Origin of the sequence: Pseudorhizobium marinum (assembly GCF_000705355.1) — a bacterium.
In the GTDB taxonomy this organism is placed as follows: Bacteria; Pseudomonadota; Alphaproteobacteria; order Rhizobiales; family Rhizobiaceae; genus Neorhizobium; species Neorhizobium pelagicum.
Genome location: NZ_JMQK01000013.1, coordinates 53,823 through 68,771 on the forward strand (window position 1 = coordinate 53,823; position 14,949 = coordinate 68,771).

The 14,949-nt window shown below is 61.2% G+C and carries 15 protein-coding genes; 4 read left to right on the plus strand and 11 right to left on the minus strand.

Annotation, left to right across the window (positions count from 1 at the left end):
- Window positions 1–66: 66 nt before the first annotated feature.
- The 3 genes from EO99_RS0116045 to EO99_RS0116055 form a co-directional block, all read right to left on the minus strand.
- Window positions 67–1,320: a DUF5996 family protein gene (locus EO99_RS0116045; protein WP_029619640.1), complete on the minus strand. Its 1,254-nt coding sequence runs from the start codon at window positions 1,318–1,320 to the stop codon at window positions 67–69.
- A 62-nt stretch (window positions 1,321–1,382) separates the two neighbouring features.
- Window positions 1,383–2,318, minus strand: coding sequence for a pirin family protein (locus EO99_RS0116050; RefSeq protein WP_029619641.1), 936 nt, complete (start codon window positions 2,316–2,318; stop codon window positions 1,383–1,385).
- Between the two features lie 219 nt (window positions 2,319–2,537).
- Complete coding sequence (locus tag EO99_RS0116055) at window positions 2,538–3,428, minus strand: LysR family transcriptional regulator (RefSeq protein WP_029619642.1); 891 nt, start codon at window positions 3,426–3,428, stop codon at window positions 2,538–2,540.
- 167 nt (window positions 3,429–3,595) lie between these two features.
- Between EO99_RS0116055 and EO99_RS28460 the strand changes: the two genes are divergently transcribed.
- From EO99_RS28460 to EO99_RS0116075, 4 genes are all read left to right on the plus strand, one after another.
- Window positions 3,596–3,724: a hypothetical protein gene (locus EO99_RS28460; RefSeq protein WP_268871303.1), complete on the plus strand. Its 129-nt coding sequence runs from the start codon at window positions 3,596–3,598 to the stop codon at window positions 3,722–3,724.
- Window positions 3,725–4,009: 285 nt separating this feature from the next.
- On the plus strand, window positions 4,010–4,660 hold the full coding sequence (locus tag EO99_RS0116065; protein WP_029619643.1) for a hydrolase: 651 nt from the start codon (window positions 4,010–4,012) through the stop codon (window positions 4,658–4,660).
- Window positions 4,661–4,721: 61 nt separating this feature from the next.
- The gene (locus EO99_RS0116070; protein WP_029619644.1) at window positions 4,722–5,345 is read left to right on the plus strand and encodes a LysE family translocator; all 624 of its coding nucleotides are present in this window, start codon (window positions 4,722–4,724) and stop codon (window positions 5,343–5,345) included.
- Between the two features lie 63 nt (window positions 5,346–5,408).
- Window positions 5,409–7,187: a monovalent cation:proton antiporter-2 (CPA2) family protein gene (locus EO99_RS0116075; RefSeq protein ID WP_029619645.1), complete on the plus strand. Its 1,779-nt coding sequence runs from the start codon at window positions 5,409–5,411 to the stop codon at window positions 7,185–7,187.
- A 265-nt stretch (window positions 7,188–7,452) separates the two neighbouring features.
- On the opposite strand, the gene EO99_RS26350 is transcribed toward EO99_RS0116075, so the two are convergent.
- From EO99_RS26350 to EO99_RS0116115, 8 genes are all read right to left on the minus strand, one after another.
- Window positions 7,453–7,938 carry an NUDIX domain-containing protein gene (locus EO99_RS26350; protein ID WP_162179315.1) on the minus strand — a complete coding sequence of 162 codons (486 nt, stop codon included), beginning with the start codon at window positions 7,936–7,938 and terminating at the stop codon, window positions 7,453–7,455.
- 297 nt (window positions 7,939–8,235) lie between these two features.
- Window positions 8,236–9,231 (minus strand): Gfo/Idh/MocA family protein, encoded by a 996-nt coding sequence (locus EO99_RS0116085; protein ID WP_029619647.1) that lies wholly within the window; start codon window positions 9,229–9,231, stop codon window positions 8,236–8,238.
- Window positions 9,228–10,109: a sugar phosphate isomerase/epimerase family protein gene (locus EO99_RS0116090; protein ID WP_029619648.1), complete on the minus strand. Its 882-nt coding sequence runs from the start codon at window positions 10,107–10,109 to the stop codon at window positions 9,228–9,230. Before EO99_RS0116090 ends, EO99_RS0116085 begins: the two co-directional genes overlap by 4 nt.
- A 23-nt stretch (window positions 10,110–10,132) precedes the next feature.
- Entirely contained in the window at window positions 10,133–10,966 is an 834-nt protein-coding gene (locus EO99_RS0116095; RefSeq protein ID WP_029619649.1) for a carbohydrate ABC transporter permease, read from the minus strand.
- Window positions 10,963–11,886 (minus strand): carbohydrate ABC transporter permease, encoded by a 924-nt coding sequence (locus EO99_RS0116100; RefSeq protein ID WP_029619650.1) that lies wholly within the window; start codon window positions 11,884–11,886, stop codon window positions 10,963–10,965. The genes EO99_RS0116095 and EO99_RS0116100 overlap by 4 nt, the downstream gene beginning before the upstream one ends.
- Window positions 11,887–11,989: 103 nt before the next feature.
- On the minus strand, window positions 11,990–13,192 hold the full coding sequence (locus EO99_RS0116105; protein ID WP_029619651.1) for an ABC transporter substrate-binding protein: 1,203 nt from the start codon (window positions 13,190–13,192) through the stop codon (window positions 11,990–11,992).
- Between the two features lie 30 nt (window positions 13,193–13,222).
- Window positions 13,223–14,203: an alpha/beta hydrolase fold domain-containing protein gene (locus EO99_RS0116110; RefSeq protein ID WP_051679905.1), complete on the minus strand. Its 981-nt coding sequence runs from the start codon at window positions 14,201–14,203 to the stop codon at window positions 13,223–13,225.
- A complete protein-coding gene (locus EO99_RS0116115) occupies window positions 14,200–14,886 on the minus strand; it encodes a GntR family transcriptional regulator (RefSeq protein ID WP_029619653.1) in 687 nt (228 codons plus the stop codon). The genes EO99_RS0116110 and EO99_RS0116115 overlap by 4 nt, the downstream gene beginning before the upstream one ends.
- Window positions 14,887–14,949 lie beyond the last annotated feature (63 nt).

Consider the following 14,949-nt stretch of genomic DNA (forward strand, 5'->3'; position numbering starts at 1 on the left):
CACGAGCGAAGTCTGCCACGCGAGCGAAGGCTGTCACGCGAACCCCGATCAGGCAAAGTGGCAAGATCAAGATTTCGAGACGACATCCTGCCATTCCGGATGACGATCGATTTGCGCCTTTGCGAACGGACAAAGCGGGACGATCGCAGTGCCATCACGTCGGGCGTCCTCCACCGCCTGCCGTACAAGTCTTTCGCCGACCTTGCGCCCCCGCAGAGCTGGGGGAACATCGGTGTGATCGATGATGATCATGCCATTGCCAACCCGACTATATGTCATCTCGGCCTCGACGCCGTCGACGACCATCACGTACCGTCCCTTGGATCCTGTATCCTCCCGGTCGACATCTGCGTGGGTCGGCGCGGGAGCCGGCCCGGATTGCGCGGCGTCATGGGGTCGCGCCTGCCCCTTCCGTCCCGGCATGCATTCCAGCCCATCCCGGTCCCAACCGCCAAGATCGGCCGCTGCCTCATAGGTCGACACCAGGAACTCAAAAAGGATCGCGGCGGGATCGGCAGACGATTGCACGGCACCGTAGGGGAGTACGAACTCCGAAAGACCCTCCTGCCAGAAGGCGGCTTCGGGCCGGATACGAGCAGCACGGAAGCCTGCGGGTTCAGGATAGGCATAGGCGTAGAAGGCGGGATAGTCGATGCCGCCGCCGCCCGGCCAGAAGCCCGCCGACGAAACTTCGCGGTCATAGGCCTCATGCGTCACGTGATCCGGCAACGTCGGGATGCCGCCGGGATGAAGCGGCGCGCGCCGTCCGGAAAAGCGCGTGACGGCCATATCGAAGCTACCCCAGAACAGGTGTGACGGGCTCGACTTTCCAAGAAAGGACGAGCGGAACGCCTTGAAGACGCCGTCGACCGCCATCAGCACCTGATGAAAACGCTGGACCGCGTCGCCGTCATACGGTCGGTCACGAAGATCTTCCCTGAACGGCACAGGGAACGGAACCTCGTTTGGCATGCCGCTGAAGGTGGGGGTGCCGCCGAGCTCGGCGACCAGTTGCAGAAACTTCTCGTGAAAGGCCGCGACTGTCGTCGGCTCCAGGGGGAAGCTGGCCGTTTTGCCGTCTCCGGCGATCCCGCACACCTGGTGGCCGTGAAGATCGAACTGGATCTCGATGCCCGGACCATCGGGGATCAGGGACGATGTAAGACCGCGCGGCGTCACGTAGAAGGTCGCGTTCCAGGAGTGATTGAGCCACGGGGTATGCGCCAGGCGGTACTTTCCCGCTACCTGCAGATAGAGCTGCAGGGCGGAACATGTCTCACGCCAGCCGAGATAGTCGAGTTGGGGCCAATTACTGCTCATTTGCACGTCCTTCGTCAGCTCACAATGCATTTGGTTTCCAATTTTTTTTTCGCCGGTTTGTCTCAGTCTGGTAGCGGGATGTGTTCTTGGCGGTCGCCAACAGGCAGGTCGAAGCGGCCCTGCCCCCACTTCTGAGCGCGCCATTCGGCCTTGGCTTCCTCGATGCGCTCCCGCGACGAGGCCACGAAGTTCCACCAGATGTAACGGGGACCTGGCAGCGTGGCACCACCGAGGATCATCAACCGGGCTCCTCTCGCGCCCGCCGAGATCGTGATCCTGTCGCCGGGACGGAAGACCATCATCTGACCGGCCTCATAGTCCTGTCCGGCCACCACAATCGATCCTTCGACGATATAGATGCCGCGATCTTCGTGCTCGTCGGGCATCGGCAGGCGGCGTCCTGCCTCAAGCATGACGTCGGCGTAAAAGGTTTCCGAGAGCATCCTTGCCGGCGCCTTCTCCCCATAGGCATTGCCCAGTATAAGCCGCAGCTTCACGCCCTCGTCCTCGACAACCGGCAGCGTGCCCTTGCTGTAATGTTCGAACTGGGGGGCAGCTTCCTCGTCCTTCTCCGGCAGTGCCAGCCAGGTCTGGATGCCGAACAGGCTGTTGGGGCCGCTTCGCGCCTCGGCGCTCGTGCGTTCCGAGTGGGTGACGCCGCGCCCCGCAACCATCCAGTTCAACTCGCCGGGACGGATGATCTGGTCGGCGCCAGTGCTGTCTCGATGGTGAAAATCGCCTTGAAACAGATAAGTTACGGTGCCCAGACCGACATGCGGATGCGGACGGACATCGACGCCCCGGCCCGTCAGGAACTCGGCCGGCCCCGCCTGGTCGAAAAAGATGAAGGGGCCAACCATCTGCCGCTTCGGAGCCGGCAAAGCGCGCCGAACCTCGAAATCGCCGAGATCACGTGAGCGCGGCACGATAAGCGTCTCGATGACGTCTGCGCCCATATCATCAGGGCAGCCGGGAGCCATTGCAGGGATCCAGCTCATGAGGGTACTCCTTCTTGAACCTGTGTCGCATGCGAACAGGCTGGTTCGTTTCAGCAGGCCGCATATTGCTTGTGACAGAGCCGCTGACACGCAGGCTCGCCGATGAAGAGTGGAGGCGCTAGTTGCGCGAACCGCACATCCGTGTCGCGTCGATTGGAACGGTCACGATGTGGTTGTCGAAAGCAGCAGGCCGGCTGAAAAACCTAAAGGAAACGAGCCTCAGGCGCGGCCCCAAAGCTCCGGATTGGCCCTGAAATGTTCGATCAGCATCTCGGTGAGAACCCTGACCTTCTGGGACGGGTGCTGGCCCGAAGGCCTGACGACATATGCCGCTGCCGACAGCGGCGGAAAGCGCGTCATGACGGGAACAAGTCTCCCGGATGATACGAGGTCGTGGATGAGGCAATCGGGAACGCAGCCGATCCCCAATCCGGCAGCGGCCGCGGCGACGAGGGCCACGCCGTTATCGGCCTTGAAACGACCCTGCGGCTGAACCGTGATGATCCGGTCACCATCCGTCATTTTCCAGGATTCGGTGCCCTGCATGAGCGCCTCATGGGTGAGAAGTTCTTCCGGCGTTTCCGGCGCGCCGTGGCGTTTTACATAGTCCGGGCTTGCCACAAAACTTCCGGTAATCGGCCCGATGCGCTTGGCAATCAGGTTTGAGTCCGGAAGGTGCCCGACGCGAATGGCACAATCAAAACCTTCGGCGACGAGATCAACAAAGCGATCGCTATAGGAAGCATGGAGCTGGAGATCCGGATTGCCGTGCGCCATCTCGGCCAGCACCGGTGCGAAATGGGTGGGACCAAGAGACAGCGGCATCGCCACTCTGAGCTGACCGCGCAGCTTGCCGCTCGGAAGCATCGTCTCCCTTGCCATGTCGAGTTCGACTCCGATGCGCGCGGCATGTTCCCGGAACGTCACCCCGGCCTCGGTGAGAGCGGCACCACGGGTCGTGCGAAGAAGAAGCTGGACGCCCAGTTCGGCTTCAAGTTTGAAAAGCCGCCGACTGACGATTGACTTTGAAAGACCAAGCCGGCGCGCCGCGGCAGAGATACCCCCTGCATCGGCAACCTCCACGAATGTCTGCAGATCTTCTGTGTCCACCGTACCGCGTTCCCTTCCTCGCAACGCCGTGCTTCACATCCAGGGACTATCCCATCCGTTTTTGCGACGCCAGTCATAACCGGAAGCGGTGAATGGTGAATGGTGAATGGTGAAAAGGAGACTGCTCGCCATCCAATTTTATAAGCTCGATCTTCGGGAAGTCACCCATGACCAACGAAGACCGGGTTCCCGGTGGGTTCACTTTTCCAGCGATCAGACCGGTGCGGATGTTTGCGCTTTTCGAGAATGGCCGCATTCGCCGGCTCTACGTCTTTGTCGGTCAGCCCGGGACCTGAACCATGATGAATACGCCGCTTCGGATCGGCCACTGCCTGTCGTTCACCGGCCCCCGGGCCAGCAACAGCCAATCGGCCCGCTCGGCGGCCCCCAGCCAAGACCATTCAGCGCCCAAACACCCTCAGTACATTTTACATGTCCACCTTTTCGTTGCTCGTTTCGCGACACAGCTTGCCGCTGGGCGACACTATCGCACCCGATTTAGGAACGGCAATACGAACCCCAGGTATGGCGCCGCCGGCGTTTGCCCTCCTCAGACACCAACGCCGCAAAAGGATGCAATCATGACATTTCGCAACGGCCTCGACTCGCTTCTTCGTCCTGAAGATTCGATCCTCGTGTTGATCGATCACCAGCCCTACCAACTGGCAAACCTGAACAGCCATGAGCCCCAGATGGTGGTCAACAACACGGTTGCCCTCGCCAAGACCGCGAAGGCCTTCAAGGTTCCCACGATCCTCACCTCGGTCATTGCCGATCGAGGCGGTTATCTGTTTCGCCAGCTCACCGAGGTGTTTCCGGGCCAGGAGGTGATCGACCGCACCTTGATCAACACCTGGCAGGACAAGAATGTGGTGGATGCGGTCAAGGCAACCGGCCGCAAGCAGCTGATCATTGCCGGCCTCTGGACCGAAGTTTGCGTGGCGATGCCGACAATTCAGGCCCTCGGCGAAGGCTGGGATGTCACGGTGGTCACCGATGCCTCGGGCGGCACCTCCACCGAAGCCCATGAGATCGCTGTCCAGCGCATGATATCGGCCGGAGCCAACATGATGACCTGGATGGCGGTTGCAGCCGAGTGGCAGCGCGACTGGGCCCGAACCGACACCGCCGGAGACATGGCGGAAATACTGATCCAGCACGCCGGCGGCAGCGGCGTGGCGTTTATGTGGGAACAGCAACTGCTCAATACGCCGGTCCCTAGCCTAGGTTGACCCGGCACGGATGGCGGGGAGACCTCCATCCCGCCATCCCTTCTCCCAATACAGGTGCGAGATGGAACTTTCGTCGTTTATTGCCTTCATCCTCGTCGCAGCCGTTCAGACCGGAACGCCTGGTCCATCGACGCTTTTTCTTGTCAACAACGCGCTGGTCGTCGGCCCAACCCGCGCGCTTGTTGCTCTAAGCGGGGACCTGGCGGCCATAGCCCTTCTTGCGACGCTTTCCGTGTTCGGAATGGGCGCCCTCCTGACTGCCTATCCCGTCGCGTTCCTCGTCCTGCGGATCCTGGGAGCTTCCTACGTCATCTGGCTCGGCTGGACCTATTTCCGGTCCCCGACACCGCAGTCCGATCGATCGGCCACGCCGCAGCAGAGTGGCAGAGCGCTGTGGATGCATTCGTTCGGCGTCGGCATCAGCAATCCGAAAGCCGTCCTCTTCTTTGCAGCGCTGTTTCCCCAATTCCTCCCAGCGGATAGCGGAGCTTCACTGATGGTGGCTCTGGTCGGCACTTTCGTGATCGTGAAATTCGTCATTCTGGGCGGCTACGCCCTGGGAGCCCGGCAGGCCGTCCGGCTGCTGCACAAGCCCGAGCACGCGCGACGCGGGCGCATGCTGACCGGCCTCATCTTTATCGTTTTCGGGACGCTGATGATCTGGGCCGCCCTGCCCACGGTGTGAGGCCCTCTCAGTCGATTTCCGAAACCTGCAACAGACGCAAGAGTGAACCAGAAAGGCAAGTTGATGGCTGAAGCAAGCCTTGGAGAAACAATCGGGCCCGCAATCGTGCTGATGGGGGCGGCCGTGGTTGCCGTTCCCCTGTTCAAGCGGCTCGGCCTCGGCTCGGTGCTCGGCTATTTCGCCGCCGGCATGTTCGTCGGCCCCTCGGTGCTCGGTTTCATCACCGATGCCGGGTCGATCCTGCATTTCTCAGAACTGGGCGTGGTGATGTTCCTGTTCGTGATCGGTCTCGAGTTGCGGCCGCAAAAGCTATGGACGATGCGCGGGCAGATTTTCGGGCTGGGCCTCGTACAGGTCGGGCTGGCGACCGGCGCACTCGCAGTGACCGGCGTGGTGCTTTTCGGCTTTTCCGTTTCAACCGCCTTCGTCGCCGGCGCGGGCTTTGTCCTGTCCTCGACGGCAGTCATCATGTCGCTGCTTCGGGATAGGGGCGAGATTGCCAGCAATGAAGGGCAAAAATCGGTTTCGATCCTGCTGTTCGAAGACCTGATGATCGTCCCGTTGCTGGCCGTCGTCGCATTTCTGTCGCCTCTCGCTCGTGGGGATGCGGGATGGGCGGATATGGTCATCGCTGTCGCTGCCCTGCTGGCGCTGCTGTCTGTGTCGCGCTTCGGGCTGAACCCGCTTTTCGCGCTGCTGGCGCGAAGCCGGGCGCGGGAGGTGTTGACGGCCGGCGCCCTCCTGGTGGTCCTGGGAGCCGCTTTGCTGATGGAAATCACCGGCCTGTCCATGGCGATGGGCGCGTTTCTGGCCGGCGTGATGTTGTCGGGATCGAGCTACAGGCATCAGATCGAAAGCGATATCGAGCCATTTCGGGGTCTGCTGATGGGCCTGTTTTTCCTGGCTGTTGGTATGTCGCTCGACCTGTCGGTGGTCGCTGCCGAATGGCCGCTCCTGCTCGCGCTACTGGCCGCTTTCACTGTCGCAAAGGGGATTGCGGTCTACGTGGTTGCGCGACTTTTCGGCGGAGATAACCATCAGGCGCTTCACCGGACGTCCATGTTTCTGCAGGGCGGTGAATTCGCCTTCGTGCTCTATGCGGCGGCAGTTTCCGCCGGCGTCATCGACGCGCGGGAAAATGCATTGTTTTCCACGATCGTGATCCTTTCCATGGCCCTTACGCCTTTCGTTCTGATCGTGGCCGGCCGCACGCTTCGCCGCAAGACATCGATGGATGGCGTCGACGCAGCGCACGATCTGAAGGGCCGGGTGCTCATCATCGGCTTTGGCCGCTTTGGCCAGATCGCCTCGCAACTGCTGCTTTCTCGAGGCATCGCCCTTTCCGTCATCGATAATGACCCGGACCGGATCCGCGATGCGGGGCGATGGGGGTTCAAGATCTTCTTCGGCGACGGCGCACGCCTCGATGTATTGCGCAATTCCGGCGCAGCGGAGGCAGATGCGATCATGATCTGCATTGACGATCGAACGGCGGCCCTCCAGATCGTAGACATGGCGCAGCATGAATTTCCGCAGGCCCGGCTTCTGGTGCGCAGTTATGATCGCGGCCATTCGATTCAGTTGATCCGCGCCGGCGTCGATTATCAGATCCGGGAGACGGCTGAGTCCGCTTATCTGATGGGCGCGCAAGGACTTCGGACCTTGGGTTTTGCCGAAGCCGAGGTCGACGGCGCGATCGAGGACATTCGAAGGCGCGACAACGAACGTTTGTCTGAGCAGGTGCAGGGGGAATGGATGTCCGGTCGCGACCATCTGCTCACGAAGCCCGTGCCGGAACCCCTTGGCGCAGGAGCCATATCGCATAGACAATCCGCGACGTGATCCTGGGAGCGGCACACCCGCTTGGCCGGGAAGTCCTGATCCAGGCCGTCGCGGCGGGTCGTCGAGACGATCGGGCAGCGCCTCGATCATCCGCATCAAAAATGTTCTGGCCACGCAGCAGCGTGCCATCGACGTCGAAGGCTGCTAACTTGAGATCGCTAATCGCCTATCTCCCGGCGCCAAGACCAACACCATCGTTGCATCCGTGCGATGACCGGTATTGGAGCAAAATCGTCTGAAGCGCGAGCCGATCCCGGGACAACCGTCAGATCATCTGGAAGGTACCCGTTGCCTCGAATCGCTGGAATGCTTCGATGCTCCGCCGCATATTCGGAAGCATGATTGGGAGGTTGTTGGGGTCTACCCAGGCAATCGCCTTTGACTCGTCATCGGCCACGACCGGAACACCTTCGTAGTCGGTCGTGTAAAACATCATGACAAAGAACTGGCAAATGTCGCCGTTCGGGAAAGTCATTGTTTCGAAACCAGGGTCATCGCCAAAGCCAAAAGGACGGAGGTTCCAGATGCGGACGCCTGTCTCCTCCATTGTTTCGCGTGTGGCTGCCGATTGCAGGTCCTCTCCCTCCTCAGCATTGCCGCCAGGAATACCCCAGACATCGAAGTCGCTTCGATGCTGCATCAGGACCCATCCGTCATGTCGCTTGATCACCACACGCGCACCTGGAACCAAAATGCGCGTTGATCCGATCCTGGCCCGCATCCGCCCCAGATAGCTTTCAGCAAAGCTCACTTTCCACTCCATCCGTTGAAGGCTGAGGTTCTGCCACGAACATCATAGTTACAGGAAAAAGTGGAGGGTTTCTACGACGTCCCACTATGCACCAGTGTGTACCGCAACCGACCTACGGCAGCTGTTGGGGGAAACGTCGAAAATCTCGAAAGCTGGCTCGACGCTTGCCCCGTCCGGTCTCCATGCGAGACGTTGGATGGACATATTGCCTGTCGCAACGCTGGTCGAGACCGTCCCGAAGGCCGCCACTCCAACCGGCGGCCCTCAAGATCGGTCAGTTCAGGAAACAGCTGACGATCACAGCGCCAGTTCATGGCGAAGTTTTTCCAGGCGTTCCATTGCGACGACGCCGTCGCGGATGGTCGGTGCAGATGTCTGGGCACCTGCAAGCGCAGGGACAACGTCAGCAAGCAACGAATGATAGCCTTTCGGATCCTCGTTGGCTGCAGCCGTAAAATTCGGCTTCCAGCTCAGCGTGTCTTCACCATCGGCGAGCGCCGCCGCCGGGTCGTCGATTTTGAACGGCGGGTTGCGGTTCCAGCGCACCTCGATGACGTTGTCGACCTCGAGACGCTGATGGTCACCCATGATCTCGATACGTTCGACCGGCGCACCGCGCGATTGTCCCGTGCCCATGGCAATCGTGCCGATCGCGCCGCACTCGAAGTCGAAGTGGACGTGGAACAGCAAAATACCCCGGCCCTTCTCGACCTTGCGCGCCGTCAGTTTCGTGACCGGTGACACCAGGAAGGACACAAGATCCATGTGATGCACGCAATGGTGCAGGAAAAATCCGGTGTAGTCGACGTTCCCGGCAAAATATCCCGGCGCCGTCATATAGTAGCCGGTGAGGCCGTGCACGTCGCCGAAGCGGCCGGACCGGAGAATGTTCGAAGCAATCTTGTTTCCTGCGGAATAGCGCTTCATGAAGCCGACGAGGAGCGGCTTTCCCGCTTTTTCCGAGGCAGCGAGCAGCTCGCGGGCACCTGCGGCGCTGCCGGATGGCGGCTTTTCCATGAACACCGGCAGGCCCCGCTCCAGCGCCATCTTTCCAAACATCAGATGCTGGTCCGGCCCGACCGCCATGCCAACTGCATCGATGTCGGTTCGACGGATCAGCTCCTGAGCATCGTTTGTGAGATGCGTCACGCCGAATTGCCGTCCGGCTGCTGCAAGACGGTTGCCATCGATATCGCAAAGTGCCGTGAGCTGAACGTCGTGGCGGACGAGTTGCGGAAGCAGCATCTGACTTGCGTGAATACCGCAGCCAATCCAACCGATCTTGAGTGTCATCGACGAAATTCCGTAAGCAGGATGTGGGACTTGATGAATTGTGCGCTGGCGGCAAGGCGGTCGCTCTCGTCCTCATGGGGCGGGCGCCACTGGGCAAAGGGAACGCCGAAGCGGTCGTCGTTGCGGCGAAACGGTTCGAGCGAAATCGGGCCCTTGTAGCCGATGTCGTGAAGGGCGCGAAATACCTCCACCCAATCGGTGGCACCGGTGCCTGGAAAGCCCCGATGGTTCTCATTGGCCTGGAAGTGTACCACGCGGCTGCCGCCCAGCCGGACCGCCTCGGCAATGGACGCTTCTTCCATGTGCATATGAAAAGTATCGAGCATCAGTTGAACTGCCGGATGATCCACGGCATCCAGCAGTTCAACTGCCTGCTGCGTGGTGCAAAGCACGTCGCTCTCGAAACGGTTCAGCGGCTCGACCGCAAGGACGATCCCGCGGCCTGCCGCGTGGTCGCCCGCTTCCTTCAGGCCGGCAACAGAGCGTGCCTTGCGGGCAAGGCGCTCCTCCTCCGTCACCGGTTGCGGCGCACGACCGGCAAAGACCAGCGGATTGCCGGTAAGCGGGCCGCCCACGATGGTTGCGCCGAGCGCGGTGGCGCAGTCGGCGGCATACTTCAGATAGTCGATTCCGGCGCGTTGGGCGTTCGGGTCGTCCGATGAGAGGTTGCGCTGCATGTTGACGCGCGCCGCAAGCACGACGGCAAGTTCTGCGGCCTCCAGCGCTTCGCGCGTCCTGGCCAGATCCAGCTCCCCCGGCTCAGGCACCAGAAGCTCGACGAAATCGTAGCCGAGACTTCGCATTTGGGAAAAGAGCGGAAAGTGCTCAGCCGTAAACGGCCGTGCAAATTGCATGGAGATCAATCCGACAGGGTTCATAGTCTGTCCTCGTTCATTTCGTTTCATCCCTTCACCGCACCCTGGGTCAGACCGCCAATCAGGCGACGTTGCACGAGAAGGAAAAGCAAGGTTGCCGGCATCGCGCCGACAACGGCACCGGCTGCCAGCAAGCCCCATTCGATCTGGTACTCGCCGATCAGCGTCTGGATTGCGACGGTCACGGGACGCACGTTCTTGCCGCCCAGCGTCAGCGCGTAGAGGAACTCGTTCCAGGCCGTGATGAAGATATAGATGCCGGTCGAGATGATGCCCGGCATGGTCAGCGGCAGAACGACCCGGCGCAGCGCCGCCAGCCGCGAGCAGCCGTCGATCATGGCTGCCTCGTCGAGACTTTTTGGAATTGCGCCGACATAGCTCGTCAGCATCCAGACGGCAAACGGAATAGCGACCGTCGCATTGGCCAGGATCAGGCCAAAATGCGTGTCAAGAATACCTGCTTTGCGCATCAGCACGAAGAGTGGCAAAATCAGCAGCACGATCGGGAACATGTTGATGAGCAGGAACTGCAGCATCAACAACTTGCGACCGACGAAGCGAAAGCGAGAGAACGCATAGGCAGCCGTCACGGCGACAGCCAGACCGATGACAACCGTGCCGCCAGCGATGATGAGACTGTCCAGCATATTGTCCAGGAATGAGGTCTGGCGGAAGAGGCGAAGATAGTTGTCCATGCTCCAGCCGGCAGGCGACACGGAAACGCCCGTGGCGTTCAGCGTTGCCGTGGGCGTCAGCGAGGTCAGCACCATCCAGGCGAAGGGCGCCATGGCGAAGAGCACAATCAGCAGGACCGGCAGGTCTGTGATGAGGATCCGTCTTACGGTGGAAGGCTTGTTCACGTCTCCACCTCCCGCATGGTTCGAGCGAGATAGACGGCAACGACTGCGCCCAGCAGGATCGTGAAGGTGACGGCGATCGTCGTGCCATAGCCAAAATCGAGGTTCTGGCGTGCGCGAACGAAGGCGTAGAGTGGCAGCGTATAGGTCGAGTAGCCCGGTCCGCCGCCGGTCATGATGAAGATCACGTCCATCGAGTTGGCAACCCAGATCACCCGAAGAAGCCCCGCTGTTGCCAGGACCGGCGCGATACCTGGCAGAGTAATGTGGACGAACTGCCGCCAGGACGATGCGCCGTCAATGGACGCGGCCTCGTAGTGGCTGCGCGGGATCCCCTGGAGACCGGCGAGGATCATCACGGCGAAGAAGGGAAAACCCTGCCAGGTGAGCGTCGCGATGATGGCATAAAGCGCAAGGTCCGGGTCGGCGAGCCACGGCACAGCTGACCGCACGACGGAGAGGTAGAGCAGGAGATCGTTGAGCACGCCGGTATTGGGATCATAGATCCAGCGCCACATCAATGCGATCACCACGCTGGGAAGGGCCCAGGGGATGATGATGAGCGCCCGCGCCAGACCACGCCATGGAAATTCCCGATTGAGCAGCAGCGCCGTGACGAGACCGAGCCCCATCTGCAGCGGCACCGTCAGGCCGATCCAGATGGCCGTATTGCCGAGTGCGGTCCAAAACAGCGGGTCTGCGAACAGCTTTGCATAGTTGCCGAAGCCGACAAATCGGCTGGCGTTCGGCTTCCACAGAACAAGGTCGTAGAGGCTGGTGATGAGCGCCTGCACCATCGGCACAAACACGATGAACAGTGTGACCAGCACCGCCGGCGCCAGCAGCATGTAGGGCATGAACCGCACGCTCAAGGGCGTCGGCACGGTGACAGCGGTCGGGTCTGGGACATTGGTTGGGGTCATTCCGTCGCTCCCCGACGTTGGCAAGAAGGGTCATGTTCGCCTGGTGCCTAATTTGGCGATGGAAGGCTGGAGCGGACCGCAAGATGGCCCGCTCCAGCAAGGATCACTGCTGCGCAAAGAGCGCTTCGAGCTCCTGCATCATCTCTTTCGAGCTGATCTGGCCGGTCAAGGCCCGCTGCATCGCCGTCTGCCAGGCCGTGTTGACGAACTCCGAGGTGGCCGTGCTCTGCGGCAGGACCTCAGCAAACGGCAGCGACTGAACCGTGGCGTCCACGAAGCGGCGCTCGTGCAGTGTCCAGTCTTGCGAGCCGCTCTTGGTCACCGTCATCTGACCCGTGGCCTTGTTGAACTCGACGTTGTTTTGCCCCTCTGCCAGGAAAGAAATCCATTTCCAGGCCGCGTCCTTGACATCCGATGAGGAGAAGATCGCAAGCGACTCGTCGCCGTAGGAGGTCCAGCGACCTCCGCCGCATTCGGGCACCGGCACCGCCGACACCTTGTCCCCCAGCGCCTCCACCATGTCATTGGACGAACCGATATGATGGATTGTCATTGCCGTCGTACCATTCTTGAAGGCACCGATGATCTCCTGAAAGCCGTCGTTCGGCGCCGACGGCGGTATCACCTTGTCCTTCTGGAAGAGGTCGACCAGCCACTGGTTGGCGGCAATCGCTTCCGGCGTCGTCAGGCCACCCGCCTCCAGCTTCGCACCCTGCGACAGCACGAACGCACCCCACTGGTCCCAGCCGCCCTTACCGCCGCGCAGGCCAAAGCCATAGGTCTCCGGCGCCTTCGTGAGCTTGATGGCTGCGTCCCTGAAGTCTTCGCAGGTCGTTGGCGGCTCCAGGCCTGCCTGTTGGAAGAGATCGGCGCGATAATAGAGATAGAGAACCACATACTGGATCGGCAGATAGTACTGCTGCCCGTCCGGCCCCTTGTTGATCTCCAGCAGATTGTCCAGCAGGTCGGCTTTGCCGGCCCAGGCATCGAGACGCGCTCCCAGGGGCTCCAGGACACCCATTTCCACCAACCGTGGCTGCGCAAACAGCTTGACCATGGCGGCATCCGGCGCATTGCCGCCGACGAGGGCGGTGTAGAGATTGTCGTAGTAGCTGTTCCAGGGGACATTCTCGGCTTCGACCTCGATCCCGGGATTGGCCGCCTCGAACTTGGCCACCAGATCGTCCATCGGGTTTTCCGGATTGTCGAAGTGATACCAGAAGCGCACCGTCTCCGCCGAAGCGGTACTTGCCAGAAGCGATGTCGCCAGTGCGGCACCCAATGCCATTGTTTTCCAGATTTTCATTGTCTTCTCCTCCTCCTTAAAGAATCGAATTCAGTCCGGGCTGGCCATCCTTCTGGCCTCGGCCCCTGCTTGCGCCAGCGCCTCCCGCGCGGCGGCCAGATCAAGCGTGTGCTGCAGAAAACCATGGATGACACCCGGCACGACCGTCAGCGTCTCCCTGCGCCCCAAACGCTGCAGGCGCTCGTGCAGCGTGATGCTGTCGGACAGCAGCGGATCAACGCCCGCTGCCATCAGGTAAAGCGGCGGAAGAGCCTTGAGGGCTTCATCCGATGCCAGAAGCGGACAAGCGAGCAGATCGCCCGACACAGCATGGTCGCCGGCATACCAGTGCCAGTAGCGCTGCATCTTCGATGTCGTCAGGCCAGGGCCGTCTCTAAAGATGCGGTAGGACACGGTCGCAAAATCGACGGCATAGGTACCGTAGAAGAGAAGAGCACCGGCGATGGCTGGATACTCACTTGCCTCCCCGTGCAGCAAGGCGGCAAGTGCGAGGTTTGCGCCCGCCGAGTCCCCCGAGAGAACAACAGGTCCGGGTCTAACCCCATGAGGCTGTGATACCGCAAGCGCCTGCTTGATGGATGCCATGACATCCCGAAGGCCAGCCGGATACGGATGTTCAGGGGCAAGACGATAGTCCGGCAAGATTACAGGCAGACCGGATTCCAGCGCCAGTACGCGGGCGCAGCGTTCATGACTTTCGGGGCTGCAAAACGCAAAGCCGCCGCCGTGCACGAACAGGATTGCGCCCTTGCCAGGGTCAGGCGGCACAAGAATCTTGAGGCGCACACGCTCAGAACCGAGCCTGACATCCGCTTCGACGAAGGCTTCGGCGACGGCCGCCATCGGTGGCAGGTCAGCGTTCCAGCGTCGGTTGCCCTCCTCTGTCTGGGCCCGCCCCTCGGCCGCAGGCATGGTCGTCGGGTCCGGTTGCGACCCCGTTTCGGCTGCCATCCGCGCCATCAGCGCCGCCATTTCCGGCGTCAGCCGCCCCATGCCGGGCCGCGCGCTCATTGGCTGGCTTCCGGAAAGACATCGGGGCCGAGATCGACGATCGTCGCGATATGGTGGCGGAGCGCTTCGCTTGCTCGCCCCACATCGCCGCCTTCGATCGCCTCGATGATGACGCTGTGACGCTGTGCCGTGGCGGTGAGGTCGCGCGGCGTCGTGCTTCGCGAAATCTTGAACCGATGGTTGTGAACCAGACAGCGATGCAGGATTGGATCCAGTGCAGGAAGCTGTGCGTCCAGGAAGATGCGACGATGAAAATCACGATCGAAAGAGGCCAGCTCCAGCTCATCTCCGGCGCTTGCTGCTTCAAGCATTTTGGCAAACAGGACCTTCAGGTCGCCGACAAGCATTCGGCTGGGGGTCTGAAGGGCCCGGATGATGCCGTTGCATTCAATTTGCTGGCGCACCCGAAACATCTCGACCGCTTCGGCTTCCGTGCAGACCGAAACCTGCGTCCCACGATGCCCTTGCCGGCGCACCAATCCCTCTTCCTGCAGCTGCAGCAGCGCCTCGCGTACCGTGCCTTGGCTGCAGGAGAATTGCGCCGCCAGATCCAGTTCCGTCAGAGCGGCGCCAGCCGGCAGAACGCCCAGCATGATGTCGCGCTTGAGAGCATCGAATGTGGCCGCGGACCGAGCGGGCCTGCCGACGATACGGGCGCTGGGTGGGGTAAGTGATTCCGTCATCACGCACTCTTGGAGTTGCCAATCATCATCTCTGCGATTATCAATATTGATATCGATAATGGA

Coding starts and splice junctions, on each gene's coding strand:
- EO99_RS0116045 (WP_029619640.1), bottom strand. CDS start 1,320: ATGAGCAGTAATTGGCCCCAACTCGACTATCTCGGCTGGCGTGAGACA.
- EO99_RS0116050 (WP_029619641.1), bottom strand. CDS start 2,318: ATGAGCTGGATCCCTGCAATGGCTCCCGGCTGCCCTGATGATATGGGC.
- EO99_RS28460 (WP_268871303.1), top strand. CDS start 3,596: ATGACCAACGAAGACCGGGTTCCCGGTGGGTTCACTTTTCCAGCGATC.
- EO99_RS0116065 (WP_029619643.1), top strand. CDS start 4,010: ATGACATTTCGCAACGGCCTCGACTCGCTTCTTCGTCCTGAAGATTCG.
- EO99_RS0116070 (WP_029619644.1), top strand. CDS start 4,722: ATGGAACTTTCGTCGTTTATTGCCTTCATCCTCGTCGCAGCCGTTCAG.
- EO99_RS0116075 (WP_029619645.1), top strand. CDS start 5,409: ATGGCTGAAGCAAGCCTTGGAGAAACAATCGGGCCCGCAATCGTGCTG.
- EO99_RS0116085 (WP_029619647.1), bottom strand. CDS start 9,231: ATGACACTCAAGATCGGTTGGATTGGCTGCGGTATTCACGCAAGTCAG.
- EO99_RS0116090 (WP_029619648.1), bottom strand. CDS start 10,109: ATGAACCCTGTCGGATTGATCTCCATGCAATTTGCACGGCCGTTTACG.
- EO99_RS0116100 (WP_029619650.1), bottom strand. CDS start 11,886: ATGACCCCAACCAATGTCCCAGACCCGACCGCTGTCACCGTGCCGACG.
- EO99_RS0116105 (WP_029619651.1), bottom strand. CDS start 13,192: ATGAAAATCTGGAAAACAATGGCATTGGGTGCCGCACTGGCGACATCG.
- EO99_RS0116110 (WP_051679905.1), bottom strand. CDS start 14,203: ATGAGCGCGCGGCCCGGCATGGGGCGGCTGACGCCGGAAATGGCGGCG.
- EO99_RS0116115 (WP_029619653.1), bottom strand. CDS start 14,886: ATGACGGAATCACTTACCCCACCCAGCGCCCGTATCGTCGGCAGGCCC.